Here is a 24,641-nt window from a genome sequence, read left to right as displayed (position 1 = left end):
GGCCCCGCACTGGTTTCTCCACTGCCCCCTGCATGCCGTCGCCGACGCACTCCTTTTCGATTAGTACGCGATCCTGTCGCCTTCTCTGCGGCGCGGCCTCATTAAGCCAAAAGCTTAATTTCCCCCCTCCATAAATGATTACGTCATTCCTATATGAATCTGACTGAACTCAAGCAAAAGCCGATTACCGACCTGCTCCAGCTGGCCGAAGAAATGGGCATAGAAAATATGGCCCGTTCGCGCAAGCAGGACGTGATTTTCTCCCTGCTGAAAAAGCACGCGAAAAGCGGCGAGGAAATCTCCGGTGATGGCGTGCTGGAGATTCTCCAGGACGGCTTCGGCTTCCTCCGCTCTGCTGACGCTTCCTATCTCGCCGGCCCAGACGACATTTACGTCTCGCCGAGCCAGATCCGTCGCTTCAACTTGCGCACCGGTGACACCATCGTTGGCAAGATCCGCCCTCCAAAGGAAGGCGAGCGTTATTTCGCCCTGCTCAAGGTCGACACGATCAACTTCGATCGTCCCGAGAACGCGAAGAACAAGATTCTCTTCGAGAACCTGACGCCGCTGTTCCCGACCGTGCGCATGAAGATGGAAGCCGGCAACGGTTCCACCGAAGACTTGACCGGCCGTGTGATCGACCTGTGCGCGCCAATCGGCAAAGGCCAGCGTGGCCTGATTGTCGCACCGCCGAAAGCCGGTAAGACCATCATGCTGCAGAACATTGCAGCGAACATCGCGCGTAACAATCCTGAAGTTCACCTGATCGTATTGCTGATCGATGAACGTCCGGAAGAAGTGACCGAAATGCAGCGCACCGTGCGCGGCGAAGTGGTTGCCTCGACGTTCGATGAGCCGCCAACCCGCCACGTGCAGGTTGCCGAAATGGTGATCGAGAAGGCCAAGCGCCTGGTCGAACACAAGAAAGACGTGGTGATCCTGCTCGACTCCATCACCCGTCTGGCCCGTGCCTACAACACCGTGATCCCGAGCTCCGGCAAGGTATTGACCGGTGGTGTCGATGCCCACGCCCTGGAGAAACCGAAGCGTTTCTTCGGCGCCGCGCGGAACATCGAAGAAGGCGGCTCGCTGACCATTATCGCCACCGCACTGGTTGAAACCGGTTCGAAGATGGACGAAGTGATCTACGAAGAGTTCAAGGGTACCGGCAACATGGAACTGCCCCTGGACCGTCGCATCGCGGAAAAACGCGTGTTCCCGGCGATCAACATCAACCGTTCCGGCACCCGCCGCGAAGAGTTGCTGACCGCCGACGACGAACTGCAGCGCATGTGGATCCTGCGCAAGCTGCTGCACCCGATGGACGAAGTCGCTGCCATCGAGTTCCTGGTCGACAAGCTGAAAACCACCAAGACCAACGACGAGTTCTTCCTGTCGATGAAGCGCAAGTAACACAGCGTTTCAGGTCCGAAAGAATGGCGCCCTCAGGGGCGCCATTTTTTTTGCGCCCGCTTTTTCAGCGCCCGGCAGCCAAATGCCCCTCGGAGCAGGTAGGATGTACGCCTATTTTACGGGTGGCATGGTTAATGAAATTCAAGGATCTTCGGGATTTCGTGCAGCAACTTGAGCAGCGCGGAGAGTTGAAACGTATCCAGATGCCGGTGTCCCCGGTGCTGGAAATGACTGAGATTTGCGACCGCACCCTGCGCAACAAGGGCCCGGCGCTGCTGTTCGAGAACCCGACCGGCTATGACATTCCGGTGCTCGGCAACCTGTTCGGCACGCCCGAGCGCGTGGCCTTTGGCATGGGCGCCGAATCGGTCAGCGAACTGCGCGAGATCGGCAAGCTGCTGGCCTTCCTCAAGGAGCCCGAGCCGCCCAAGGGCCTGAAGGACGCCTGGTCGAAGCTGCCGATCTTCCGCAAGATCATTGCCATGGCGCCCAAGGTGGTCAAGGACGCGGTGTGCCAGGAAGTGGTCATCGAAGGCGATGACGTCGACCTCGCCATGCTTCCGGTGCAGACCTGCTGGCCCGGCGACGTCGGCCCGCTGATTACCTGGGGCCTGACCGTCACCAAAGGCCCGAACAAGGACCGCCAGAACCTCGGCATCTACCGCCAGCAAGTGATCGGCCGCAACAAGGTAATCATGCGTTGGCTGAGCCACCGTGGCGGCGCGCTGGACTATCGCGAGTGGTGCGAAAAGCACCCGGGGCAGCCGTTCCCGGTTTCCGTGGCCCTCGGCGCTGACCCGGCGACCATCCTCGGCGCCGTGACTCCGGTGCCCGACAGCCTGTCCGAATACGCCTTCGCCGGCCTGCTGCGCGGCAACCGCACCGAACTGGTGAAGTGCCGTGGCAATGACCTGCAAGTGCCGGCCACGGCCGAAATCATCCTTGAAGGCGTGATTCACCCGGGCGAAATGGCCGATGAAGGCCCTTACGGCGACCACACCGGCTACTACAACGAAGTCGACAGCTTCCCGGTGTTCACCGTCGAGCGCATCACCCATCGGATCAAGCCGATCTACCACAGCACCTACACCGGCCGTCCGCCGGATGAGCCGGCGATCCTTGGCGTGGCGCTCAACGAAGTGTTCGTGCCGATCCTGCAAAAGCAATTCCCGGAAATCACCGACTTCTACCTGCCGCCCGAAGGCTGCTCGTACCGCATGGCCATCGTGACCATGAAGAAGTCGTACCCAGGCCATGCCAAGCGGGTAATGCTCGGTGTGTGGTCGTTTTTGCGACAGTTCATGTACACCAAGTTCGTTATTGTCACCGACGACGACATCAATGCCCGCGACTGGAACGACGTGATCTGGGCCATCACCACGCGCATGGACCCCAAGCGCGACACGGTGATGATCGACAACACGCCGATCGACTACCTCGACTTCGCCTCGCCGGTGTCGGGCCTGGGCTCGAAGATGGGCCTGGACGCCACCCACAAGTGGCCGGGCGAAACCACCCGTGAGTGGGGCCGGGTGATCGTCAAGGATGAAGCCGTCACGGCCCGTGTCGATGCCATGTGGAAAGAATTGGGAATAGATTGATGCGTGTAACCCTGCAACCTTCCGGCGCCATCCTGGAGCTGGTCCCCGGCGAGCGAATCCTCGAAGGCGCGCGCCGCCTGGGCTACGAATGCCCCCAGGCCTGTCGCAACGGCGTGTGCCACATCTGCGCCGCGCTGCTGGTGGAAGGCCGGGTGCAGCAAGCCGGCGAGGTGCGTGACCACGGTGAGTTCTACACTTGCATTGCCGAGCCGCTGGAAGATTGCATCGTGCTGTGGGATGGCGTGCTGGCGCCGGGAGAGTTGCCGTTGCGCAAGTTGTCGTGCCAATTGAGCGAGTGCGTGGACGTCGGTGGCGACGTGTGGCGCGTGCGCCTGCGTGCGCCGGCCGGCAAGGCGGTGCGTTACCACGCCGGGCAATACCTGATGATCGAACGGGACAATGGCGAGAAGTCGGCGTTCTCCCTGGCGTCGGCGCCCCACGGCGGGCGCGAGCTGGAGCTGCATGTGCTGGCCCGCGAAGACAGCGCCCGCAGCCTGCTGGCGCAACTGCAGCGCGACCAGATGGCGCGCATCGAACTGCCCTTTGGCGACACCCACCTGGCCGAACTGCCGGACGGGCCGCTGGTATTGATCGCCGCCGGCACCGGCATGGCGCAGATGCACAGCCTGATCGAACACTGCCGCGCTTCCGGCTTCAAGCACCCGGTGCACCTGTACTGGGGCGTGCGGCGCCCGGAAGATTTCTACGAAATCGAGCACTGGGACCAGTGGCAGCAACTGCCCAACCTGTTCCTGCACAAGGTCGTCAGCGATCTGTGCGGCTGGGAAGGGCGCTGCGGGTTGCTGCATGAAGCGGTGTGCGAAGACATCAGCGACCTCAAGGCCGTGCATGTCTACGCCAGCGGTTCACCGGCGATGATCTACGGCACGCTGGATGCATTGGTCGAGGCGGGCATGGATGCGCACCAGATGCGCGCCGACGTATTTGCCTACGCCCCCCGCCCCTGAAGCCCTACGCTGAACCCCTGTGGGAGCTGGTTTGTGTGGGAGCGGGCTTGCTCGCGAATACGGTGGACCCGTCACCGAATGTGTTGACTGACACACCGCTTTCGCGAGCAAGCCCGCTCCCACATTGATTTGTGTCGTGTCAGGGTCAGAAGCGCACGCCAGTGGTCACCATCGCCGCATTGAACCCCAGCAACACCAACTCCGCCGCCACCGGCCCGTAGTGGGTCCCCACTGACGGAATAATCACCGGCGCCACGCCAAAACGGTTCAACGGGATCTTGTCGCGGTACTTGCCGCGATAACCCTGGATCGCCCCGCCTGTCAGCTTCAGGTACACCGGATAGTCAGTCATGTCATAGCGCTTGCCCGCGTAGGCGTAATACGAACGCTGACGGAACGAGTTGCGAAAGGTCGCCCCGCCATACACAAAACCCGAGGCCTCATTGCGCTCCAGGCCAATCAGGTCCTGGTTGTTGTTGTGCTCGGGGTCGGGGGCGAAGTGGCGGGTGTACACGCTGGTCTGCGCGTACCAGAAGCCTTTGTCATCTTCGGTCGCTGGCGCTTCGCTCGCCAGTGCGGTGGTGGCCTGGGCCAGGAACAGCAGGCCCGGCAATCGGAATTTTTTCATGGGTGCGACCTCGATAGTCGGTTTGAAGGGCGGCTAAGTGGGTCGTTGTGTGCACGCTATTTTGACGGCTTGCTGCGTTCCCAGGCTGAACCGGGGCTGAAGGTAGCGGGAATGCCTGCTCAAATCCTGACGAGCGGGCCCCCCGGCTTATGCTTTTGCTTATTCTTTTAAGGTATTTAATTTATCTGATAGATATCTTTAAGCTATATCTCAACGGACTACCGAATTTCTGCCAACCACCAATAACTGACCGCCACCGCCCGCCAGCCGGATCGATCGTACGCATTCAGGGCATGACGCTCTGAGTCTTGATTCCAAGGGGAGCGGTATGGGGAGCTACAAGCAACACGCGCTGTACGCGGCGATTTTGTCGGCCAATTTGCTGACCGCCGTAGGCTTCAATCCAGTATTCGCGGCCGAAACGTCCGCCACCGATGCGCCCAAACTCGACACGGTGATCGTCACCGGCACCCGCGCCCAAGAGCGCACCGCCAGCGCTTCGCTGTCGCCGGTGGATGTGATTTCCGGCGACACCCTGCGCAGCACCGGCTCCGATGAGTTGGGTGCGGTATTGGCGCGCCTGATCCCATCGATCAACTTCCCCCGCCCAAGCCTGGTGGACGGCGCCGAGCTGGTGCGCCCGGCGCAGTTGCGCGGGTTGTCACCGGATCAGGTGCTGGTGCTGGTCAACGGCAAGCGCCGTCACACCAGCGCCTTCGTCAACCTTGGCGGCGCGGTGGGCCGAGGCTCGGCACCCGCAGACCTGAACGCGATCCCGCTGTCGGCCGTGGACCATATCGAAGTGCTGCGCGACGGCGCCTCGGCGCGCTACGGCTCGGACGCGATTGCCGGGGTGATTAACGTGATCCTCAAGCACGCCGACCATGGCGGCTCGATCTCCAGCAAGTTCGGCCAGTACAAGAAGGGCGACGGCATCCAGCGCAACATCAGCGGCAACACCGGACTGGCGCTGGGCGACAACGGCTTTATCAGCCTCTCCGGCGAAGGCGCCGACAACGATTACACCAACCGCGCGGGCAAGGATTACCGCGCCGCCAGCATCGGTTCCACCACCTACGGCCAGCAGGTGTTCCGCCAGGGCGAGCCGGCAACCAATGAAGGCAAGTTCCAGTTCAATTCCGAATATGCCTTCAACGATGCGGCCGAATTCTACAGCTTCGGCGGCTACAGCAAGCGGCGCGGCGAGACGGCGGCGTTCTACCGGGCGAGCAATGCGTCCAACAACATCGCGGCGCTCAACCCCAATGGCTACCTGCCGCTAATCAAGGGCAACCTCGAGGACACCTCGCTGGTGGTGGGCCTGCGCGGGTTGCTGGCCTATGACTGGCATTACGACCTGTCGGCCAACTACGGCAAGAACCAATACGAACTCAGCACCGAAACCATCAACACCTCCCTGGGCCTGGCTACGCCGCGCAAGTTCGACAACGGCACCCTGAGCAACGACCAGAAGCAAGTCAGCCTGGACCTGTCCCGTGAGTTCGACGTGGGCTTCCTGCCGTATCCGGTGTCCGTCGCCTTTGGTGGCGAATACCTGCGCCAGGGCTATGAAATCGAAGCGGGCGACGCTGCGTCCTACTACCAGACTGGCAGTTCGGGCCTCGGCGGCTTCCGTGAGGCTGACGCCGGCAGCAGTTCACGCCACAACTGGGCGCAGTACCTGGACCTGGAAACCAACTTCACCGAAAAACTCAGCGCCTCGGCCGCCGTGCGGCATGAGGACTACAGTGATTTCGGCTCCAACGTCAGCGGTTCGCTGTCGGCACGCTACGACTTCACCCCGCAAGTGGCCTTGCGCGGCAGTATTTCCAACGGTTTCCGCGCGCCGTCCCTGGCCCAGCAGAACTTTGCGTTTACCTCGTCCCAACTGATCGGCAGCGAAATCCGCGAGGCCGGCACGTTCCCGGCGTCCAGCCAGGTCGCGCGCCTGCTCGGCGCAGAAGACCTGAAGGCCGAGAAGTCACGTAACTACAGCCTCGGCCTGGTGCTGGAACCCGCCGATGACCTGACGCTGACGGTGGACGTGTACCGCATCGATATCCGCGACCGCATCAGCCTGTCGTCCAACCTCAACCTGAGCCCGGCGACCCAGGCCTACCTGCAAGCCAACGGCGTCGGCAACATCAACTACACCACCGCGCGCTACTTCACCAATGCCACCGACACCAGCACCGATGGCGTCGACCTGGTGGCCAATTATCGCTACCAGTTCGATAACGGCATCCGCTGGAACAGCACCGTGGGCTACAACTACAACCACACCAAGGTCACGGACGTGAAGGCCAACCCGGCGATCCTCGACAGCCTCGGCGCCAACTTGGTGCGCGTGGACCGTCGCGAGAAAAGCGGCTTGCTCGGCGACACCACGCCGGAACACAAGCTGAGCCTGGGCAACGACTTCACCTTCGGCAATTGGGCGCTGCACAGCAATTTGGTGCGCTATGGTGAATTCACCAGCTATCAGGCGGACAAGGTCAACGACCAGACCTTCAAGGCAGCGTGGGTGCTGGACCTGTCGGCGGACTACAAATTGCAGAACTGGACCTTCACCCTGGGCGGCGACAACGTCACCGACAAGTACCCGGAAAAGGTCAACGCGTTCGCCAGCAGCGGCGGCAACCTCGCCTATAGCACTTTTTCGCCGTACGGTTACAGCGGTGCGTTTTATTACGGTAAAGTTGCTTACAACTGGTAACACACAGGGGACCTAAGCGATCTGTCATGACCGTTATTGAATCCGATCTTATGCAATTGGCTTACCCTCCGCGGCTCGATCTGGGGCCGCAACTCACGCACGAACAGTTGATGAGCTCGATGCAGGCCACCATGGCTCGGCATCAGGGTGGCCCGGTCTGGCTGTTTGCTTACGGTTCGCTGATCTGGCGCCCGGAATGTTCCTCGACGCAACGGGTGCGGGCACGGGTCCACGGTTATCACCGGGGCCTGTATTTGTGGTCCCACGAGCATCGGGGTACGCCGGAAGTGCCGGGGTTGGTGTTTGGCCTGGATCGCGGCGGCTCGTGCAGCGGGTTTGCCTACCGCTTGCCGGAAGATCAGCTGGAAGCCTCGCTGTACGCACTGTGGTGCCGCGAAATGCCCTATCCTTCGTACCGGCCACACTGGCTTAGCTGCCGTCTGGAAGATGGCAGTCAGGTGCAGGCGTTAGGGTTTGTGTTGGAGCGGCACTTGCCCAGCTACGCCGGCAATTTGCCGGACATTGTGCTGAACCATGTGTTGCAAAGCGCTTGCGGGCGTTACGGCACTACGCGCGATTATGTCGAGCAGACCGTCAACGCCCTGCGTAGCCACGCCATGCCAGATAAAAACCTGGAGGCGCGGCTCAAGCGTTGTGCGAAGGATTGTCCAGGCGTTTAACGCGCCGAACTGACGCTGTTGGTGTGCCACAGGGTGGGGATCAGGAACGCAATCGCCAGCACACACGCGCCGATCAGCAGCACAAAGCCACCGTCCCAGCCGAAGTGGTCCACGGTGTAGCCCATGGCCGCACTCGCCGCCACCGAACCGCCCAGGTAACCGAACAGGCCCGTGAAGCCCGCAGCCGTGCCGGCGGCTTTCTTCGGTGCCAGTTCCAGCGCCTGCAGGCCGATCAGCATCACCGGGCCGTAGATCAGGAAGCCGATGGAGAACAGCGCAATCATGTCGACCATCGGGTTGCCCGGCGGGTTGAGCCAGTACACCAGGGTCGCGACCGTCACCAAGGCCATAAACACGATGCCGGTCAGGCCACGGTTGCCACGGAAGATCTTGTCCGACATCCAGCCGCACAGCAGCGTGCCCGGAATGCCCGCCCACTCGTAGAAGAAGTACGCCCACGACGACTTGTCGACGGTGAAGTGCTTGGCTTCCTTGAGGTACGTCGGCGCCCAATCCAGCACGCCGTAGCGCAGCAGGTAGACGAACACGTTGGCGAAGGCGATGTACCAGAGCATTTTGTTGCGCAGCACGTACTTGACGAAGATTTCCTTGGCGCTGAATTCGTCTTCGTGGCTGGCGTCGTAGCCTTCCGGGTAGTCGTTCTTGTATTTCTCGATCGGCGGCAGGCCGACCGACTGCGGGGTGTCGCGCATGGTGATGAAGGCAAACGCCGCCACAGCCAGGGCCACGGTAGCCGGCACGTAGAACGCCGCGTGCCAGTCGTTGAACCACGCCATGCCGAGCAGGAACAGCGGGCCGATCAGGCCGCCGCCGACGTTATGCGCCACGTTCCATACCGACACCACGCCGCCGCGTTCTTTCTGCGACCACCAGTGCACCATGGTCCGCCCACTTGGCGGCCAGCCCATGCCCTGGGCCCAGCCGTTGATGAACAGCAAAATGAACATCATGGTCACGCTGGACGTTGCCCAAGGTGCGAAACCGAAAATGAACATCACACCTGCTGACACCAGCAGGCCGAAGGGCAGGAAGTAGCGCGGGTTGGAACGGTCGGACACCAGGCCCATGAGGAACTTGGACAGGCCGTAGGCAATCGCGATGGCCGACATCGCCAGGCCCAGCTCGCCACGGGTATAACCCTCGTCGATCAAGTAGGGCATGGCCAGGGAGAAGTTTTTGCGCAGCAGGTAGTAGCCGGCGTAACCGAAGAAAATACCGGCGAAGATCTGCCAGCGCAGGCGTCGGTAGGTGCTGTCTATTTTTTCTTCAGGCAGGGGTGCCTGGTGTGCGGCAGGTCGAAAGAAAGCAAACATTCAAGAGCTCCAAATTTCTTGTTTTGACTGCGGATGCGAATGTTACAGTTTCGTTACCGAAAATAGCATCGCCTCTTATCTGCAAACACAGGAAATGAGCACAAGTGCATGTTCTCTTACGAACATGTCGCGAATGGATAAGTGTGGGTCGTTTGATGCTCTTGAGAATGTAGGAGATCAAATGTGGGAGCTGGCTTGTGTGGGAGCGGGCTTGCTCGCGAAAGCGGTGGTTCAGTCACTGAATATATTGACTGACACACCGCATTCGCGAGCAAGCCCGCTCCCACATTGACTGCTTTTCAAATTGGTTAGCGGGTTTGGACGACTACTTTACCCACCGCCCGACGCTGCCCCAAATCATTGATCGCCTGCGCCGCCTGCTCCAGCGCATACACCTGCGACACCAACGGCTTCAACTTGCCCTCGCCATACCAGGTAAACAACTGCTGGAAATTCGCCGCATTGTCCTGCGGCTGGCGCTGGGCAAACGAGCCCCAGAACACCCCCACCACCGCTGCGCCCTTGAGCAACGCCAGGTTCACCGGCAGCTCGGGGATGCGCCCGCTGGCAAAGCCCACCACCAGCAAGCGCCCGTTCCAGGCGATGCTGCGGACGGCCTGGTCGAACAGGTCGCCACCCACCGGGTCGTAGATCACATCGGCGCCGTTGCCGTCGGTGAGGCGCTTGATCTCGTCCTTCAGGCTGGTTTCGCTGTAGTTAATCAACTCATCGGCGCCGGCCGCCTTGGCCACCGCGAGTTTGTCGGCGCTGCTGGCGGCGGCGATCACGCGGGCGCCCATGGCCTTGCCGATTTCCACGGCGGCCAGGCCCACGCCACCGGAGGCGCCGAGCACCAGCAGGGTTTCGCCGGGTTGCAGGTGGGCGCGCTGTTTCAGCGCGTGCATCGAGGTGCCGTAGGTCATGCTGAAGGCGGCGGCGGTGTTGAAGTCCATGCTCGGCGGGATCGGCAGCACGTTGTAGCCCGGCACCGCGACCTGCTCGGCAAAGCTGCCCCAGCCGGTCAGGGCCATGACCCGGTCGCCGACCTTGAGGTGGCTGACCTTCTCACCGACTTCACTGACCACGCCCGCCGCCTCGCCACCCGGCGAGAACGGGAAGGGCGGCTTGAACTGGTATTTGCCCTCGATAATCAAGGTGTCGGGGAAATTGACCCCAGCGGCATGCACGTCCAGCAGGATCTCGTTCTTCTTGATCGCTGGGCTGGCGACCTCTTCCAGCACCAGGGTTTCGGCAGGGCCGAAGGCTTTGCACAGCACAGCTTTCATCGGACTATTCCTTTGGGCGTCGTGGCCGATAAGTGTAGAAGGGCAGGTCTGTGGGTCAACGAGCATGCTCGTGCCTGATAAGTCGCCATAAGCTTGTGCTCAGCGTTGCTAGCGTTATGCTAGCGCGCAACCGAATGTGAGGAATGAACTGTGAAAGCGTGGATCCTGTTGATGCTGGCCCTGACCCTGCCGATGGCAGCCCAGGCCGAAGAAGCCAAAGAAGGCGAGGCGCCGAAAGTCAGCTACATCAGCCTCAGCCCGCCCTTCGTGGGCAACTATGGCCTGGACGGCACGGCCAAGCTCAAGGTGTTCAAGGCCGACATCGCCCTGCGCGTGACCGGCACCGAAGCTGCTGCAGCGGTCAAGGCCAATGACGCGTTGATCCGCAACCAGTTGGTGGCGCTGTTTACCCAGCAGACCAACGAGACCATGAGCACGGTCGAAGGCAAGGAGAAGCTGCGCCAGGAAGCCCTGAAGCAGACTCAGCAAGTGATGAATGACGAGACCGGCAAGCCGGTGGTGGAAGACCTGTTGTTCAACAACCTCATCATTCAGTAAGCCGGGCGCTTCGCGCCATTCGCGAGCAAGCCCGCTCCCACAGTTGACCGCGTTTCAACATGAGAATGCGGTCGAATGTGGGAGCGGGCTTGCTCGCGAAGAGGTCCTGACAGTCACCTCAAGACGCCAAACTCTTCCTGAACCGCCCTAACGCCACCAAGAAAAACACCAACCCAATCCCCGCCAACGCCAGCAAATCCGGCCACACCACACTCACCCCCGCATCCCGAAACAGAATCGCCGCACTCAAGCTCACAAAGTGTGTGGAAGGCGACCCCTGCATCACCCACTGCAACCACTCGGGCATGCTGTCCAACGGCGTACTGCCGCCGGACAACAACAGCATCGGGATAATCACCGGAATCGCCAGCAAGCCAAACTGCGGCGTCGAGCGGGCCAGGGTGGCGAGAAAGATCCCTAGCGCCGTACTGGCAAACAGATACAGCGCCGTCACAAACAGGAACAAACTCAGCGACCCGGCCAGTGGCACGCCGAGCAACCCCTTGACCACCACCTCCAGCGATATCCACGTACACAACACCACCACCAGCATGTTGCTCCAGATTTTCGCCAGCATGATCTCCAGCGCCGTCAACGGCAGCACCAGCAAATGGTCAAGGGTGCCGTGTTCCCGCTCGCGCAGCAGCGCGGTGCCGGTGAGCACGATGGCAAGGATGGTGATGTTATTGACGATCTGGATCACCGCCAAAAACCAGCCGCCTTCGAGGTTGGTGTTGAACAGCGCCCGCGTCGTCAGCAGCGCCGGTGCCTGGCTGGCGGCGTCGGTCTGGCCGCCGTAGGCCAGCAGTTCACGCTGGAAAATCCGCCCGATGTATCCCGCGCCCATGAATGCCTGGCTCATCGCCGTGGCGTCCACGTTCACCTGCACGCCGGGCTGGCGACCGGCCAGCAGGTCGGCTTGGAAGTTCGCCGGTACGTTGATTACGAAGGTGTACTCGCCGCTGTCCATGACCTTGTCCAATTGGTCGTAGGGCAACGGCACGGGCGCCTGGAATTCGGGTGGTTGCAGGGCCTCGGCCATTTGCCGCGAGAGTGCGCTGTGGTCTTCGTCGACAAACGCCACGCTGGCGTTGTGCACGCCAATCACCGAACCGGCGGCGGGCATATAGATGGCCACGGTGAAGGCGTAGAACAGAAACAGCAGCAACACGCTGTCGTGGCGCAGGCTGGTGAGTTCCTTGAGACCCAGGCGCAGGATGTGCGCGAACTTATGCATCAGGCCTCCTGCTTCTTGAGCATGATTAGGCTCAGCCCGGTAAACCCGAGGAAAAACCCGAACAGCGCCAGGCATTGCGGCCACAACTGGCGCAGGTCCAGGGCCTTGGTGAAGGTGCCCACGGCGATATCCAGGAAGTGCCCCGCCGGAAACAGCATGCCCATCAACGCCGCCGCGCCTTCCAGGGACGAGCGCGGCACGATCAGCCCGGAGAACTGGATGGTGGGCAGGCTGGTGATAATCATGGTGCCGAGGATCGCCGCGATCTGGGTGCGGGTGAACGCGGAAATCAGCAGGCCCATGCCGGTGGTGGCCAGCACATACAGCAGGCCGCCGAACGCCAGGGTCAGGCCGCTGCCTTTGAAGGGCACGCCGAACAGCCAGCGGTTCATCGCCACCAGCAGCGCCAGGTTGACCAGGCTGACGGCCAGGTACGGCGCCTGTTTGCCCAGCAGGAATTCCAGGCGTGTCAGCGGCGTGGCGTAGAAGTTGGTGATCGAACCCAGCTCTTTTTCCCGCACGATGCCGAGGGCGGTGAGCATCGCCGGGATAAACGCCAGGATCAGCGCCATCACGCCGGGGCCGATGGCGTTCACGCTGACCACGTCCTGGTTATAGCGAAAGCGCGTTTCCAGCTTGGCCGCCGCCTGGGTGTGTTGCGGCTGGCTGCTCAGTTCGCCCAGTTGCTGCAGATTGGCCTGGTGCACGGCCTCGACATAGTTGCGGCTGGTTTCCGCGCGAAACGGCATGCCGCCGTCGAGCCACGCCGCCACGGTGGGTTGGCGCCCGGCGTAGAGGTCGCGGCCAAAGCCCGGTGGGATCTCCAGGGCCAGTTTGATTTCCGATCGTTGCAGGCGCCGGTGCAGTTCGTTCGAGTCCTGGATTGCTGGCTGCTCGGCGAAATAGCGCGAGCTGCGAAACGCTTCCAGGTAGGCGCGGCTCTGGGGCGTCTGGTCCTGGTCGTAGACGGCAAAGGCGAGGTTTTCCACATCCAGGGAGATGCCGTAGCCAAAGATCACCATCATGAACATCGCCCCCAGCAGGGCAAACGCCATGCGCACCTTGTCCCGCAGCAACTCCTTGCCTTCGCGGCTGGCCACCGCCAACAGGCGCGTCAGGCTGAAGCCGCGTTTGCTCACCGGCGGCGCAGCGGTTTCGCTGACGGTGGCGGTGGGCGCGCTGGGTTCGGGCTCGCCCTGGGCCTGTTCCAGGCAGGTGACGAAGGCGGCTTCCAGGGTGTCGCCGTGGAATTGCCGTTGCAGCGCGTCCGGCGTGTCGCAGGCGAGCACCTTGCCCGCGTGCATCAGCGAGATGCGGTCGCAGCGCTGGGCTTCGTTCATAAAGTGGGTGGACAGGAAGATGGTCACGCCCTGTTCGCGGGACAGTTCGATCAGCAAGCGCCAGAAATCATCCCGCGCCGCCGGGTCAACGCCCGAGGTCGGTTCATCGAGGATCAGCACCTCCGGGCGATGCAGCACGGCAACCGCCAACGATAAGCGCTGGCGCAAGCCGAGGGGCAGTTCGCCGGAGGGTTGCTCGGCCACGTCGCCGAGGTCGAAACGCTGGATCAGCTCATCAATGCGCGGGCCGCTGTCGGCCTTGGGCAAGTCGAACAATTGCGCATGCAGCACCAGGTTCTGGCGCACGCTGAGTTCGCCATACAGCGAAAAGCTTTGCGACATGAACCCCACGCGCTTGCGGGTGGCCAGGTCCTTGGCGTTCACCGGGTTGCCCAGCAGCTTGGCGCTGCCTTCGGTGGCCGGCATCAGCCCGGTGAGGACCTTCATGGTGGTGGTCTTGCCGCAGCCGTTGGAACCGAGGAAGCCGAAGATCTCGCCGCGACCAATGGCAAAGCTGACCTGGTTCACCGCCGTGAAGTCACCAAAACGCAGGGTCAGGTTGTGGGCTTCGATGGCGATGTCGGTGTTGTCGCTTTCCCGTGGCGGGATCACCAGCGCCTGGTTGTTGTGGGCGCTGTCGCCCTGGAAGTGGGTGAAGGCTTCATCCAGCTTGCCGCTGGGTGTGACGGCGGCCAGTTCGCGGCTGAGGCCGTCGGCGATCAGCTTGCCGCGATCGAGCATCAGGCAGTGTTCGAATTGTTCGGCCTCTTCCATGTAGGCCGTGGCCACCAGCAGCGTCAGTTGCGGGCGTTCGCTGCGTACGGTTTCGACCAGCTCCCAGAAGCGGCGGCGCGACAGCGGGTCGACGCCGGTGGTCGGCTCGTCGAGGATCAGCAGGTCCGGGTCATGGATCAGCGCGCAGCACAGGCCGAGTTTCTGCTTCATCCCGCCGGACAGCTTGCCCGCCGGGCGTTCGGCAAAGCGCGCGAGGTCGGTGGCCAGCAGCAGGTTGTGCATGCGCTGGTCGCAATCGGTTTTGGACAGGCCGAACAGGGTGGCGAAGAAACGGATGTTTTCGCTGATGGACAACTCGGGATACAAGTTGCCGCCCAGGCCTTGGGGCATAAAGGCGATGCGCGGGTACAGGCTGTTGCGGTGGCGGCGGTCCTGGATCGAGCCGCCGAGCACCTGCAACTCGCCGGTCTGGAGCTTTTTGACCCCGGCGATCAACCCCAGCAGGCTCGACTTGCCCGCGCCATCCGGGCCTATCAAGCCGCAGCGCGTGCCGGCGGGCAGGCTGAAGGCGATGTCGAGCAGGGCCTGTTGCTTGCCGTAGCGATGGTTGATCCCGGTGGCGTGCAGCGCCAGGCCGGTCATTGCAGGTTGGCCGGCCAGTCGATATCGGCCGTGCGCACATAGCCGGCGCCGGGCATGCCCGGTTTGGCTTGGGGCACGGCGTCGGGGTGGGTCAGGCGCAGTTTGACGCGGAACACCAGTTTCTGGCGTTCGTCGCGGGTTTCCACTTCTTTGGGGGTGAACTGCGATTTGGCGGCGACAAAGCTGATCTTGGCTGGCAGCGGTTGCTGGGGCAGGGCGTCGAGCAGGATGCGCGCTTCGCTGCCGATGGTCAGGCGACCGGTGACGGAGGCGGGTAGGTAGAGGTTCATGTACTGGTCATTCGGATCGATCAGCAGCAGCACGCGTCCGCCCGCGCCGAGCACTTCACCGGGCTCGGCCAGGCGCAGTTGGATGATCCCGTCGATGGGCGCGCGCAGGCTGCTGTCGTCGATCTCGCTGTTGAGCTGGGCAACCTGGGCCTGGGCGGCGCCGATGGCGGCCTTCACCGAATTGACCTGGGCTTGCGCAGCGATCACCGCCGCGTTGCCGGTGTTTTGCCGGGCTTGCTGCTGGTCGATCAATTGGCTGCTGGCGAAGCCGCGCTTGTACAGCTCCTGGGTGCGCTTGAGTTCCTGGTTGGCCAGCAGTTGCTCGCTTTGGCGCAGTTGCACATTGGCCTCGGCGGCGGCGAAGTTTTCCTTGGCGCGCAGCACTTCGGCTTCGGCCTGGGCGCGTTGGGCTTCGAGGGTGCGGGTGTCCATGCGCGCCAGCAGTTGGCCCTTGAGCACCTTGTCGCCTTCATCCACACGCACTTCGGCCAGGCGCCCGGGGATCTTCGCGGCGATCTGCACTTCGGTGGATTCCAGGCGCCCGTTGCCCATGCTCAGGCCTTCGGGCAGGCGGTCCTGGGTCGAGCGCCAGTAACCGAAGCCGCCGGCGCCGAGCAGCAGGGCGATCAGGGCGATGGCGAAAATACGGGAGGTGTGGGTGTTCTGCGACATGGCGGCTTCCTGCGGCAATAGCGTCCTAGTTTGACCGGACGGCGCCCGGAGGCGGTTGATACCGGTCAAATGAAGCGCAAGCCTAACGCGCTTGGCGCACAGATGCATGCGCCAGGCGCGTGACCGCCGGGTTCTGCCCCGTTAACCCAGGGCCAGCACCGCCTCCCATTGCGCGGCAGTCACCGGCATCACGGACAACCGGCTGCCTTTTTGCACCAGCGGCAACTCGGCGAGGGCGGTTTGTTGTTTCAGGTAGCCCAGGCCCAGCACCTTGGCAAAGGTTTTGACGTGGGCCACATCAATCGCGCTCCACGGGTTTTTCTCCGGGGTGGCCTTGGCGTCGAAATAGTGGCTTTCTGGCTCGAGCGCTGTGGGGTCCGGGTAAGCGGCCTTGATGATTTTTCCGATGCCGGCAATCCCCGGCTCCGGGCAGCTGGAGTGGTAGAAGAAAAACTCGTCGCCCTCGGCCATGGCGCGCAGGAAATTGCGCGCCTGATAGTTGCGCACCCCGTCCCAGCGGGCTTCGCCGAGCTTTTCCAGGCCCTTGATGGAGAGTTCGTCGGGCTCGGATTTCATCAGCCAATAGGCCATTTTTGCGCTCCTGAAAATGGGATTGGGCAAGTTGTCAGGCAATTAAATGACAAACCGACAGTCGGTTGGCGTCAAGGTTTGCGTGTTGGTTCACGTTACCGCAGAATGCCCGCTTTTAAGCTTGACGCCGCTGCAACGGACTACTTTGGAACGTTGTTGTCATCGTGTACGAGGTGCCTGAAGGGGGGCAATCGATGCAACGTAAGCCGGATTTACTATGGATTTTGGTTATTTTGTTTGGTCTGGGCGTCGTGACCACCGGGTATGCCCAAAGCCTCTGGTCGAACAAGACCGATGCACCCATTGAGCTGACTCAGCAACAGCCGCAACCGTTCAAGCGCTGACCCTTCTTCCAGACGCCGCTGTTTACTGCGGCGTCTGCGCGATATACCACTGCTTATCCGTGACGGTGCCAGCCAATGGCACATCCCAGCTCGCCTGCGCCAATCGTTCGACCTTCTGACATTCATGGGCCAGGCCCAGCAGTGTCGGCTTGCGCCAGCTTTTGCGGCGCGCCAGGTAAGCGAGGCTGCGGTCGTAGAAACCGCCGCCCATGCCCAGGCGCCCACCCGCGTCATCGAAACCGACCAACGGCAATAACACCAGGTCCAGCGCCCAGACCTTGCGCTGCTGGCCGATGTTCACCCGTGGCTCGAGGATGCGGAAGCGATTGGGCTGCAACTTCTCCCCACGCCGTACGCGCTGGAACACCATCTTGGTCCGTGGCCACGCGCTGAGTACCGGCAGGTAAGTGGCCTTGCCCCGGCGCTGGGCCGCACGCAGCAGCAGGCGCGGATCGATTTCACCGTCCGTCGGCAGGTATAAGGCAATATGTTTGGCTCGGCGAAACAGCGGGTGCTGTGCCAGTTGCCGATACAGGCCGTGGGCGGCCTTGCGTTGCTCGCTCGGCGTGAGTTCGCGGCGGGCTTTGCGCAACATGCGTCGAAGTTGCGGACGGGAAAGCGGCGCAGGTTCGGTCATGGTTTCGGCTCATAAAACAATGCCAGTCCGAAGACTGGCATTGAGTTTGGGAATTCAGGCTCCCCGACAGAGCCGCTGTCGACTTAGCCCTTGAACCCGAAAGTTCAAGGTGGAAGAAGCAGTAGGCTTTAAGGCTTTCCGTCTAGCGGACATGCACACCAGCCCAACGTGCAACTTCCAGGGTAGTGCGAATCGGCTCAGGGACATCGCCGACTGGCAAACACGCCAGGGAGTGGGGCGAGTATACCTTAAACGTCGGCGGCAATCAGCCCTTGGGTGCGTCTGAATCGCTGGAAAGCGCCAGATCCACACGTTCCAGCAGGTCGCGCACCTGCTCGCGCGTCGAGCCGCTGGCCTGTACGTCAGGGCGTTCCTGCTTGTGCAGCAGATCGTGGGTGATGTTCAGCGCGGCCATCACGGCGATACGGTCGGCGCCGATGACTTTGCCGCTGCTGCGGATTTCACGCATCTTGCCATCCAGGTAACGGGCGGCGCTCACCAGGTTGTTGCGCTCTTCCTGGGGGCAGATGATCGAATACTCTTTATCCAGGATCTGCACGGTGACGCTATTGCTTGAACTCATGAGTCTTGCTCCAGGGCCTTCAGGCGCGAAATCATCGATTCGACCTTACGCCGGGCGATTTCGTTTTTTTCAATGAGGTGAGCGCGTTCCTCGCGCCAGGTTTTTTCCTGAGCTAGTAGGAGTCCATTTTGACTCTTAAGTTGCTCGACCCGATCAATTAGCAATTCGAGTCTGGCCATCAGCGCTTGCAGGTCGGTGTCTTCCATTGGGTTCCACTGGATTTGTCTGATGAATGGCAACTGCAGGATAAACGATCTGACGCCCTTGATAGTCTTGGTACGTCTGCCGGTGCTAGGATACAGCGCTCCATTCTAGACATTGCGCCGTCTGGCGCCTAGCTCACCATGCCCATTCAGAACTCCCCGTACGACGCTTTCTCCAAACTGCTGAGCACCAGCGGCCACCCTTGCTCGCCGGCCGAATTGCACGGCGTGTTGCTGGGCCGCAGCTGCACCGGCGTAGGCTTTGATGCCGACAACTGGCTGGCCGATGTGGCTGAGCTGCTGGAAACCGAGCCGACCGAGAACGTGCGTAATGCGCTGATCGGCCTGCAGGAAATGGTCAAGGGCGAGCTGACCGGTGACGACGTCACCGTGGTCCTGCTGCTGCCGACCGACGACGCGCCGCTGACCGAACGCGCCGCCGCGCTGGGCCAATGGTGCCAGGGCTTCCTCCACGGTTTCGGCGTGAACGCCGGCGGCCTGGAACTGAGCACCGACGCCAAGGAAGTGTTGCAGGATTTGGCAGCGATCTCCCAGGTGCAAGACGCCTTGGAAGAGTCCGAAGACGGCGAAGGCGACTACATGGAAGTCATGGAATACCTGCGCGTCGCGCCGCTGCTGCTGTTCACCGAGACCAAGAAGTCCGCTGAACCCGCCGCACCCAAGCCGTCGCTGCACTAAGAAAGGACGCCCATCTGCCCATGATTCATATCCCCAGAGCGGAATACACCCGGCGCCGCAAGGCGCTCATGGCGCAGATGGAACCCAACAGCATCGCGATCCTGCCGGCCGCCGCCGTGGCCATTCGCAACCGTGATGTCGAGCACGTCTACCGCCAGGACAGCGACTTCCAGTACCTGAGCGGTTTCCCCGAGCCCGAAGCGGTGATCGTGCTGATGCCCGGTCGCCTGCATGGCGAGTACGTGCTGTTCTGCCGCGAACGCAATGCCGAACGCGAACTGTGGGATGGCCTGCGCGCCGGCACTGAAGGCGCGATCCGTGACTTTGGCGCCGACGACGCGTTCCCCATCACCGATATCGACGACATCCTGCCCGGCCTGATCGAAGGCCGCGACCGGGTGTATTCGGCCATGGGCAGCAATGCCGAATTCGACCGGCACCTGATGGAGTGGATCAACGTGATCCGCTCTAAAGCGCACCTCGGCGCCCAGCCACCGAACGAATTTGTTGCCCTGGATCATCTGCTCCACGACATGCGCCTGTATAAATCGGCGGCAGAAGTGAAGGTGATGCGCGAAGCCGCCCGTATCTCCTGCGCCGCCCATGTACGGGCGATGCAGGCCAGCCGCGCCGGTTTGCACGAGTACAGCCTGGAAGCCGAGCTGGACTACGAATTCCGCAAGGGCGGCGCGAAGATGCCGGCTTACGGTTCCATCGTCGCCGCCGGGCGCAACAGCTGCATCCTGCATTACCAGCAGAATGACGCGCAGCTCAAGGACGGCGACCTGGTGCTGATCGACGCCGGTTGCGAGATCGACTGCTACGCCAGCGACATCACCCGCACCTGGCCGGTCAACGGCCGGTTTTCGCCGGAGCAAAAGGCGATCTACGAGATTGTGCTGGCCTCCCAGGAAGCCGCCTTTGCCGAGATCGCTCCCAACAAACATTGGAACCAGGCCCACGAGGCCACGGTGCGCGTCATCACCACCGGGCTGGTCAAGCTGGGCTTGTTGCAGGGCGACGTCGGCGAACTGATCGCCAGCGAAGCCTATAAAGCCTTCTATATGCACCGCGCCGGCCACTGGCTGGGCATGGATGTGCATGATGTGGGCGAGTACAAAGTGGGCGGTGAATGGCGTGTGCTGGAAGTCGGCATGGCCTTGACCGTGGAGCCGGGAATCTACATCGCGCCGGACAACCCGAACGTGGCAAAGAAATGGCGTGGCATTGGCGTACGCATCGAGGACGACGTGGTAGTGACCAAGCAAGGCTGTGAAATCCTGACCGGCGGTGTGCCCAAGACCGTCGCCGACATCGAAGCGCTGATGGCGGCTGCCCGATGAGCCGGGTCAACCTGGCGATTATCGGCGGCGGCTTGGTGGGCGCCAGCCTCGCGCTGGCGTTACAGGCCGGGGCCAAGGCCCGTGGCTGGAAGATCCTGATGATCGAGCCATTCGCGCCGGGCGACAGCTACCAGCCGAGCTACGATGCGCGTTCGTCGGCGCTGTCCTACGGCGCCAAGCAGATTTATCAGCGCCTGGGCCTGTGGCAGGACATTTCCCGCCGCGCCGAGCCGATCAAGCAGATCCATGTGTCGGACCGTGGGCGTTTCTCCACGGCACGCCTGTCCGCCCTGGAAGAGGGCGTGCCGGCGCTCGGCTATGTCGTTGAAAACGCCTGGCTCGGCCAATGCCTGTGGCAAGGCCTGGATAAAGACGTGGTCAGCTGGCGCTGCCCGGCCGAAGTCACGCGCATGGAACCGCTGCCCGACGGCTATCGCCTGACCCTCAACGATGAAACCGTGCTGGAATGCGACCTCGCCGTGCTTGCTGATGGCGGCCGCTCCGGCTTGCGCGAGCAACTGGGGATCGGCGTGAAATCCCGCCCGTACAACCAGAGTGCGCTGATCGCCAACATCACCCCCAGCGAAGCCCACAACGGCGAAGCCTTCGAGCGCTTCACCGATGATGGCCCGATGGCCCTGTTGCCGCTGCCGGACAACCGTTGCGCGCTGGTCTGGACGCGCATCGGCATGGATGCCCAGCGTTTGGCCAATCTCGATGAGCGCAGCTTCCTCAGTGAATTGCAGGGCGTGTTTGGCTATCGCCTGGGCACACTGAAACAAGTCGGCGCGCGTCATCTGTATCCGTTGACCCTGGTGGAAGCCGAAGAACAAGTGCGTTCCCACCTGGCGATCCTCGGCAATGCCGCCCACAGCCTGCACCCGATTGCCGGGCAGGGCTTCAATCTGTCCCTGCGCGATGCCGTGGCCCTGGCCGAAGCCTTGCTGGCCGGGCCGCAAGTGCCGGGTGACCTGGCGACCTTGCAGGGCTACCGCGAGCGTCAGCGCCTGGATCAGAAATTGACCGTGGGCTTCTCCGACCAGGTCACGCGCCTGTTTGGCAGCGCCCAACCGCTGGTCGCCCTGGGCCGTAACATGGGCCTGCTCGGCCTCGACCTGCTGCCGCCGGCCAAGCGCTGGTTCGCCCGGCAGGCCATGGGCCTGGGCACGCGTCCCGATGCGTAAGTGGTTGATCGAGCGCCTGGGCAAGGCGCGGCTGTTGCGTTGGATCATGACCCTGTACCCACCTTATCTGGGTGCGGGGGTGAGCGTGCAGCAGATGAGCGCCGATTTTCGTCACGTCAAAGTGCGCATGGGCCTGGGCTGGTACAACCGCAACTACGTCGGCACGCAGTTCGGCGGCAGCCTGTATTCGATGGTCGATCCGTTCTACATGTTGATGCTCATGGAGAACCTGGGCCGCGACTACATCGTCTGGGACAAGGCCGCGAGCATCGACTTTATCTCGCCGGGCAAAGGCCCGGTGTTTGCCGAGTTTTCCATCGACGACGCCTTGCTGGACGAGATCCGCCGGCAGACCGAAGGGGGCGAGAAGTACTTGCCCCACCTCAAGGTGCAGATCTATGACGGCGCCGGCACCGTGGTGGCGCGCGTCGATAAAACCCTTTACGTGCGGCGCAAGCCGCCAGCGAGACAGGCTTAAACCATGGACATGCGCGCAGATGTGCTGATTGTCGGGGCCGGAATGGTCGGAAGCGCCCTGGCGCTGGCGTTGCAGGGCAGTGGCCTGCAAGTGTTGCTGCTGGACGGCAGCCCGCTGAGTGTCAAACCCTTCGACCGTGACGCGGCCTTTGAACCCCGTGTGAGCGCATTGTCGGCGGCCAGCCAGCGCATCCTCGAACGCCTTGGCGTGTGGGACGGCATTGTCGAGCGCCGCGCCAGCCCTTACGGCGAGATGCAGGTGTGGGACGGCAGCGGCACCGGGCAGATCCATTTTTCGGCGGCCAGCGTGCATGCCGAAGTGCTGGGGCATATCGTCGAAAACCGCGTGGTCCAGGATGCGTTGCTCGACCGCCTGCACGACTGCGACCTCGGCCTTTTGGCCAATGCGCGCCTGGAGCAGATGCGCCGCTCCGGCGATGACTGGCTGCTGACCCTCGCCGACGGCCGCACCTTGCGCGCGCCGCTGGTGGTCGCCGCCGACGGCGCCAACTCCGCCGTGCGCCGCCTCACCGGCACCGCGACCCGCGAATGGGATTACCTGCACAACGCCATCGTCACCAGCGTACGCAGCAGCCAACCGCACCAGCGCACAGCCTGGCAGCGTTTTACCGACACCGGCCCGCTGGCGTTTTTGCCGCTGGTACGCGATGGGCAGGAGGACTGGTGTTCGATCGTCTGGTCCACCACGCCGGCTGAATCCGAACGCCTGATGGCGCTGGACGATGAGAGCTTCTGCCGCGAACTGGAGCGCGCCTTTGAAGGGCGCCTGGGCACGGTGGTCAGTGCCGACCCGCGTGTCTGCGTGCCCTTGCGCCAGCGCCACGCCAAACGCTACGTGGCCGAAGGCCTGGCGTTGATCGGCGACGCGGCCCACGTGATCCACCCGTTGGCGGGGCAGGGCGTGAACCTGGGCTTCCTTGACGCGGCAACACTGGCCGAAGTGCTGCTGGCCGCCACCGAACGCGGTCAGCGCCTGGCGGACGTGAAAGTCCTGAGCCGCTACGAACGTCGGCGCATGCCGCATAACCTGGCGCTGATGGCGGCGATGGAAGGGTTTGAGCGCTTGTTCCAGGCCGACCAACTGCCGCTGCGCTGGTTGCGCAATGCCGGGCTCAAGATGGTCGACCAGATGCCCGAAGCGAAAGCGGTGTTTGTGCGTCAAGCGTTGGGTTTAAGTGGCGACCTCCCAGACCTCGCCAAACCCTGACCTTGAAATGCGATCCCCTGTGGGAGCTGGCTTGCCTGCGAAGAGGCCATCAGCCCCACCGCAAAACTTTGCCCATGCAACATCTGGTAACGCCTCCATCAAGCGCCAGCAAATGTGAGTCCTTATCATTTGCCCTCTTTTTGCAAATGAGAGACCGCCCCCATGTTGGCACCCAAGCGCCTCCTGACTGCCCTGGCACTCACCCTGATCGGCAGCACCACCGTGCAGGCAGCCGACGAAGTGGTGGTCTACTCCTCGCGCATCGACGAACTTATCAAGCCGGTATTCGACGCCTACACCCAGAAGACCGGCGTACAGGTGAAGTTCATCACCGACAAGGAAGCCCCGCTGATGCAGCGCATCAAGGCCGAGGGCGAAAACGCCACTGCCGACCTGCTGCTCACCGTCGATGCCGGCAACCTCTGGCAGGCCGAGCAGATGGGCATCCTGCAACCGTTCACCTCGCCGGTGATCGACAAGAACATTCCCCTGCAATACCGCTCCTCCAACCACGCCTGGACTGGCCTGAGCCTGCGCGCGCGGACCATCGCCTATTCCACCGACCGGGTAAAACCGGGTGACCTGACCACCTACGAAGCCCTGGCTGACAAACAGTGGGAAGGGCGCCTGTGCCTGCGCACGGCCAAGAAGGTCTACAACCAGTCGCTGACCGCCACCCTGATCGAAACCCATGGCGCGGCCAAGACCGAGGAAATCGTCAAGGGTTGGGTCAACAACCTGTCCACCGACGTGTTCTCCGATGACATCGCGGTGCTGGAAGCGATCAACGCTGGGCAATGCGACGTGGGCATCGTCAACACCTACTACTACGGGCGCCTGCACAAGCAGAACCCGAAGCTGGCGGTGAAGCTGTTCTGGCCGAACCAGGGCGACCGTGGCGTGCATGTGAACCTGTCGGGCATCGGCCTGACCAAGCACGCACCGCACCCGGAAGCGGCCAAGGCGCTGGTGGAGTGGATGACCACGCCTGAGGCGCAGAAGATCTTTGCCGACGTGAACCAGGAATTCCCGGCCAACCCGGCGGTGCCGCCGTCCGCCGAAGTGGCGACCTGGGGCAAGTTCGTCGCGGACACCTTGCCGGTGGAAGTGGCGGGCAAGCGTCAGGCTGAGGCGATTCGCCTGATGGATCGCGCTGGCTGGAACTGATACAAATCGAGAGAACACAGCAGTTCAAATGTGGGAGCTGGCTTGCCTGCGATAGCATCACCTCGGTATCACTGATACACCGAGG

The 24,641-nt window shown here is 62.4% G+C and carries 23 protein-coding genes and 1 other RNA gene; 13 read left to right on the top strand and 11 right to left on the bottom strand.

Annotation, left to right across the window (positions count from 1 at the left end):
• Positions 1 to 153 precede the first annotated feature (153 nt).
• The 3 genes from rho (at position 154) to NUV89_RS05435 (ending at position 3,982) form a co-directional block, all read left to right on the top strand.
• The gene (rho, locus tag NUV89_RS05445) at positions 154 to 1,413 is read left to right on the top strand and encodes a transcription termination factor Rho (protein WP_016973082.1); all 1,260 of its coding nucleotides are present in this window, start codon (positions 154 to 156) and stop codon (positions 1,411 to 1,413) included.
• A 134-nt stretch (positions 1,414 to 1,547) separates the two neighbouring features.
• Positions 1,548 to 3,014 (top strand): 4-hydroxy-3-polyprenylbenzoate decarboxylase, encoded by a 1,467-nt coding sequence (gene ubiD / locus NUV89_RS05440; protein ID WP_124526857.1) that lies wholly within the window; start codon positions 1,548 to 1,550, stop codon positions 3,012 to 3,014.
• Positions 3,014 to 3,982 carry a CDP-6-deoxy-delta-3,4-glucoseen reductase gene (locus NUV89_RS05435; protein ID WP_017736944.1) on the top strand — a complete coding sequence of 323 codons (969 nt, stop codon included), beginning with the start codon at positions 3,014 to 3,016 and terminating at the stop codon, positions 3,980 to 3,982. The genes ubiD and NUV89_RS05435 overlap by 1 nt, the downstream gene beginning before the upstream one ends.
• Positions 3,983 to 4,127: 145 nt before the next feature.
• Here the strand turns inward: NUV89_RS05435 and NUV89_RS05430 are convergent, their stop codons facing one another.
• Positions 4,128 to 4,610 (bottom strand): sn-glycerol-3-phosphate transporter, encoded by a 483-nt coding sequence (locus tag NUV89_RS05430; RefSeq protein ID WP_257780574.1) that lies wholly within the window; start codon positions 4,608 to 4,610, stop codon positions 4,128 to 4,130.
• A 328-nt stretch (positions 4,611 to 4,938) separates the two neighbouring features.
• Here NUV89_RS05430 and NUV89_RS05425 point away from each other — a divergent pair, with 328 nt between their 5' ends.
• Positions 4,939 to 7,326 carry a TonB-dependent siderophore receptor gene (locus NUV89_RS05425; RefSeq protein ID WP_257780573.1) on the top strand — a complete coding sequence of 796 codons (2,388 nt, stop codon included), beginning with the start codon at positions 4,939 to 4,941 and terminating at the stop codon, positions 7,324 to 7,326.
• Positions 7,327 to 7,352: 26 nt separating this feature from the next.
• Positions 7,353 to 8,006, top strand: a complete 654-nt coding sequence (locus tag NUV89_RS05420) for a gamma-glutamylcyclotransferase (RefSeq protein WP_257780572.1) — start codon at positions 7,353 to 7,355, stop codon at positions 8,004 to 8,006.
• On the opposite strand, the gene glpT is transcribed toward NUV89_RS05420, so the two are convergent.
• Together glpT and NUV89_RS05410 are read right to left on the bottom strand one after the other, a co-directional pair.
• The gene (gene glpT, locus NUV89_RS05415; RefSeq protein ID WP_005792400.1) at positions 8,003 to 9,340 is read right to left on the bottom strand and encodes a glycerol-3-phosphate transporter; all 1,338 of its coding nucleotides are present in this window, start codon (positions 9,338 to 9,340) and stop codon (positions 8,003 to 8,005) included. The genes NUV89_RS05420 and glpT overlap by 4 nt on opposite strands.
• 308 nt (positions 9,341 to 9,648) lie before the next feature.
• Positions 9,649 to 10,626, bottom strand: coding sequence for an NADPH:quinone oxidoreductase family protein (locus NUV89_RS05410; protein ID WP_257780571.1), 978 nt, complete (start codon positions 10,624 to 10,626; stop codon positions 9,649 to 9,651).
• A gap of 150 nt (positions 10,627 to 10,776) precedes the next feature.
• Here NUV89_RS05410 and NUV89_RS05405 point away from each other — a divergent pair, with 150 nt between their 5' ends.
• Positions 10,777 to 11,184 (top strand): flagellar basal body-associated protein FliL, encoded by a 408-nt coding sequence (locus tag NUV89_RS05405; protein WP_099585937.1) that lies wholly within the window; start codon positions 10,777 to 10,779, stop codon positions 11,182 to 11,184.
• 118 nt (positions 11,185 to 11,302) lie between these two features.
• Here NUV89_RS05405 and NUV89_RS05400 read toward each other — a convergent pair whose 3' ends face one another.
• The 4 genes from NUV89_RS05400 to NUV89_RS05385 form a co-directional block, all read right to left on the bottom strand.
• Positions 11,303 to 12,421 (bottom strand): ABC transporter permease, encoded by a 1,119-nt coding sequence (locus NUV89_RS05400; RefSeq protein WP_257780570.1) that lies wholly within the window; start codon positions 12,419 to 12,421, stop codon positions 11,303 to 11,305.
• Positions 12,421 to 15,138 (bottom strand): ribosome-associated ATPase/putative transporter RbbA, encoded by a 2,718-nt coding sequence (rbbA, locus tag NUV89_RS05395; RefSeq protein WP_257780569.1) that lies wholly within the window; start codon positions 15,136 to 15,138, stop codon positions 12,421 to 12,423. The genes NUV89_RS05400 and rbbA overlap by 1 nt, the downstream gene beginning before the upstream one ends.
• Positions 15,135 to 16,100, bottom strand: a complete 966-nt coding sequence (locus NUV89_RS05390) for an HlyD family secretion protein (protein ID WP_257780568.1) — start codon at positions 16,098 to 16,100, stop codon at positions 15,135 to 15,137. Before NUV89_RS05390 ends, rbbA begins: the two co-directional genes overlap by 4 nt.
• Before the next feature lie 141 nt (positions 16,101 to 16,241).
• Positions 16,242 to 16,691 carry an EVE domain-containing protein gene (locus tag NUV89_RS05385; RefSeq protein WP_257780567.1) on the bottom strand — a complete coding sequence of 150 codons (450 nt, stop codon included), beginning with the start codon at positions 16,689 to 16,691 and terminating at the stop codon, positions 16,242 to 16,244.
• Positions 16,692 to 16,885: 194 nt separating this feature from the next.
• Here NUV89_RS05385 and NUV89_RS05380 point away from each other — a divergent pair, with 194 nt between their 5' ends.
• Positions 16,886 to 17,035, top strand: a complete 150-nt coding sequence (locus NUV89_RS05380; protein ID WP_085986534.1) for a hypothetical protein — start codon at positions 16,886 to 16,888, stop codon at positions 17,033 to 17,035.
• Positions 17,036 to 17,057: 22 nt separating this feature from the next.
• Here the strand turns inward: NUV89_RS05380 and NUV89_RS05375 are convergent, their stop codons facing one another.
• From NUV89_RS05375 to NUV89_RS05360, 4 genes are all read right to left on the bottom strand, one after another.
• Positions 17,058 to 17,672 (bottom strand): 5-formyltetrahydrofolate cyclo-ligase, encoded by a 615-nt coding sequence (locus NUV89_RS05375; RefSeq protein WP_257780566.1) that lies wholly within the window; start codon positions 17,670 to 17,672, stop codon positions 17,058 to 17,060.
• Between the two features lie 56 nt (positions 17,673 to 17,728).
• Positions 17,729 to 17,907: non-coding RNA, 6S RNA (gene ssrS, locus NUV89_RS05370), on the bottom strand.
• 30 nt (positions 17,908 to 17,937) lie between these two features.
• Entirely contained in the window at positions 17,938 to 18,255 is a 318-nt protein-coding gene (locus tag NUV89_RS05365; RefSeq protein WP_181076399.1) for a cell division protein ZapA, read from the bottom strand.
• Positions 18,252 to 18,461 carry a TIGR02449 family protein gene (locus NUV89_RS05360; protein WP_003177365.1) on the bottom strand — a complete coding sequence of 70 codons (210 nt, stop codon included), beginning with the start codon at positions 18,459 to 18,461 and terminating at the stop codon, positions 18,252 to 18,254. Before NUV89_RS05360 ends, NUV89_RS05365 begins: the two co-directional genes overlap by 4 nt.
• A gap of 138 nt (positions 18,462 to 18,599) precedes the next feature.
• Between NUV89_RS05360 and NUV89_RS05355 the strand changes: the two genes are divergently transcribed.
• From NUV89_RS05355 to NUV89_RS05330, 6 genes are all read left to right on the top strand, one after another.
• Positions 18,600 to 19,157 (top strand): YecA family protein, encoded by a 558-nt coding sequence (locus tag NUV89_RS05355; protein ID WP_017739071.1) that lies wholly within the window; start codon positions 18,600 to 18,602, stop codon positions 19,155 to 19,157.
• A 20-nt stretch (positions 19,158 to 19,177) separates the two neighbouring features.
• Positions 19,178 to 20,500: a Xaa-Pro aminopeptidase gene (gene pepP / locus NUV89_RS05350; RefSeq protein WP_257780565.1), complete on the top strand. Its 1,323-nt coding sequence runs from the start codon at positions 19,178 to 19,180 to the stop codon at positions 20,498 to 20,500.
• Positions 20,497 to 21,684 (top strand): 2-octaprenyl-6-methoxyphenyl hydroxylase, encoded by a 1,188-nt coding sequence (gene ubiH / locus NUV89_RS05345; protein ID WP_257780564.1) that lies wholly within the window; start codon positions 20,497 to 20,499, stop codon positions 21,682 to 21,684. Before pepP ends, ubiH begins: the two co-directional genes overlap by 4 nt.
• Positions 21,677 to 22,162 (top strand): DUF4442 domain-containing protein, encoded by a 486-nt coding sequence (locus NUV89_RS05340; RefSeq protein ID WP_257780563.1) that lies wholly within the window; start codon positions 21,677 to 21,679, stop codon positions 22,160 to 22,162. Before ubiH ends, NUV89_RS05340 begins: the two co-directional genes overlap by 8 nt.
• 9 nt (positions 22,163 to 22,171) lie before the next feature.
• A complete protein-coding gene (locus tag NUV89_RS05335; RefSeq protein ID WP_257780592.1) occupies positions 22,172 to 23,389 on the top strand; it encodes a 2-octaprenyl-3-methyl-6-methoxy-1,4-benzoquinol hydroxylase in 1,218 nt (405 codons plus the stop codon).
• Between the two features lie 162 nt (positions 23,390 to 23,551).
• The gene (locus NUV89_RS05330) at positions 23,552 to 24,556 is read left to right on the top strand and encodes an extracellular solute-binding protein (protein ID WP_017739066.1); all 1,005 of its coding nucleotides are present in this window, start codon (positions 23,552 to 23,554) and stop codon (positions 24,554 to 24,556) included.
• Positions 24,557 to 24,641 lie beyond the last annotated feature (85 nt).

Origin of the sequence: Pseudomonas sp. 18.1.10, from assembly GCF_024655625.1 — a bacterium.
Taxonomy (GTDB): Bacteria; Pseudomonadota; Gammaproteobacteria; order Pseudomonadales; family Pseudomonadaceae; genus Aquipseudomonas.
The sequence above is the reverse complement of the archived record's forward strand: the minus strand, read 5'-3'. Positions and strand labels throughout refer to the sequence as shown.

Bases quoted from the DNA above. Each gene is read 5' to 3' on its own strand.
- NUV89_RS05420 (WP_257780572.1), top strand. From the start codon at position 7,353: ATGACCGTTATTGAATCCGATCTTATGCAATTGGCTTACCCTCCGCGG.
- NUV89_RS05385 (WP_257780567.1), bottom strand. From the start codon at position 16,691: ATGGCCTATTGGCTGATGAAATCCGAGCCCGACGAACTCTCCATCAAG.
- ubiH (WP_257780564.1), top strand. From the start codon at position 20,497: ATGAGCCGGGTCAACCTGGCGATTATCGGCGGCGGCTTGGTGGGCGCC.
- NUV89_RS05400 (WP_257780570.1), bottom strand. From the start codon at position 12,421: ATGCATAAGTTCGCGCACATCCTGCGCCTGGGTCTCAAGGAACTCACC.
- NUV89_RS05335 (WP_257780592.1), top strand. From the start codon at position 22,172: ATGCGCGCAGATGTGCTGATTGTCGGGGCCGGAATGGTCGGAAGCGCC.
- rho (WP_016973082.1), top strand. From the start codon at position 154: ATGAATCTGACTGAACTCAAGCAAAAGCCGATTACCGACCTGCTCCAG.
- pepP (WP_257780565.1), top strand. From the start codon at position 19,178: ATGATTCATATCCCCAGAGCGGAATACACCCGGCGCCGCAAGGCGCTC.
- NUV89_RS05435 (WP_017736944.1), top strand. From the start codon at position 3,014: ATGCGTGTAACCCTGCAACCTTCCGGCGCCATCCTGGAGCTGGTCCCC.
- NUV89_RS05390 (WP_257780568.1), bottom strand. From the start codon at position 16,100: ATGTCGCAGAACACCCACACCTCCCGTATTTTCGCCATCGCCCTGATC.
- NUV89_RS05355 (WP_017739071.1), top strand. From the start codon at position 18,600: ATGCCCATTCAGAACTCCCCGTACGACGCTTTCTCCAAACTGCTGAGC.
- NUV89_RS05360 (WP_003177365.1), bottom strand. From the start codon at position 18,461: ATGGAAGACACCGACCTGCAAGCGCTGATGGCCAGACTCGAATTGCTA.
- NUV89_RS05430 (WP_257780574.1), bottom strand. From the start codon at position 4,610: ATGAAAAAATTCCGATTGCCGGGCCTGCTGTTCCTGGCCCAGGCCACC.
- rbbA (WP_257780569.1), bottom strand. From the start codon at position 15,138: ATGACCGGCCTGGCGCTGCACGCCACCGGGATCAACCATCGCTACGGC.
- NUV89_RS05375 (WP_257780566.1), bottom strand. From the start codon at position 17,672: ATGACCGAACCTGCGCCGCTTTCCCGTCCGCAACTTCGACGCATGTTG.
- NUV89_RS05410 (WP_257780571.1), bottom strand. From the start codon at position 10,626: ATGAAAGCTGTGCTGTGCAAAGCCTTCGGCCCTGCCGAAACCCTGGTG.
- NUV89_RS05365 (WP_181076399.1), bottom strand. From the start codon at position 18,255: ATGAGTTCAAGCAATAGCGTCACCGTGCAGATCCTGGATAAAGAGTAT.
- NUV89_RS05330 (WP_017739066.1), top strand. From the start codon at position 23,552: ATGTTGGCACCCAAGCGCCTCCTGACTGCCCTGGCACTCACCCTGATC.
- glpT (WP_005792400.1), bottom strand. From the start codon at position 9,340: ATGTTTGCTTTCTTTCGACCTGCCGCACACCAGGCACCCCTGCCTGAA.
- NUV89_RS05380 (WP_085986534.1), top strand. From the start codon at position 16,886: ATGCAACGTAAGCCGGATTTACTATGGATTTTGGTTATTTTGTTTGGT.
- NUV89_RS05425 (WP_257780573.1), top strand. From the start codon at position 4,939: ATGGGGAGCTACAAGCAACACGCGCTGTACGCGGCGATTTTGTCGGCC.
- ubiD (WP_124526857.1), top strand. From the start codon at position 1,548: ATGAAATTCAAGGATCTTCGGGATTTCGTGCAGCAACTTGAGCAGCGC.
- NUV89_RS05340 (WP_257780563.1), top strand. From the start codon at position 21,677: ATGCGTAAGTGGTTGATCGAGCGCCTGGGCAAGGCGCGGCTGTTGCGT.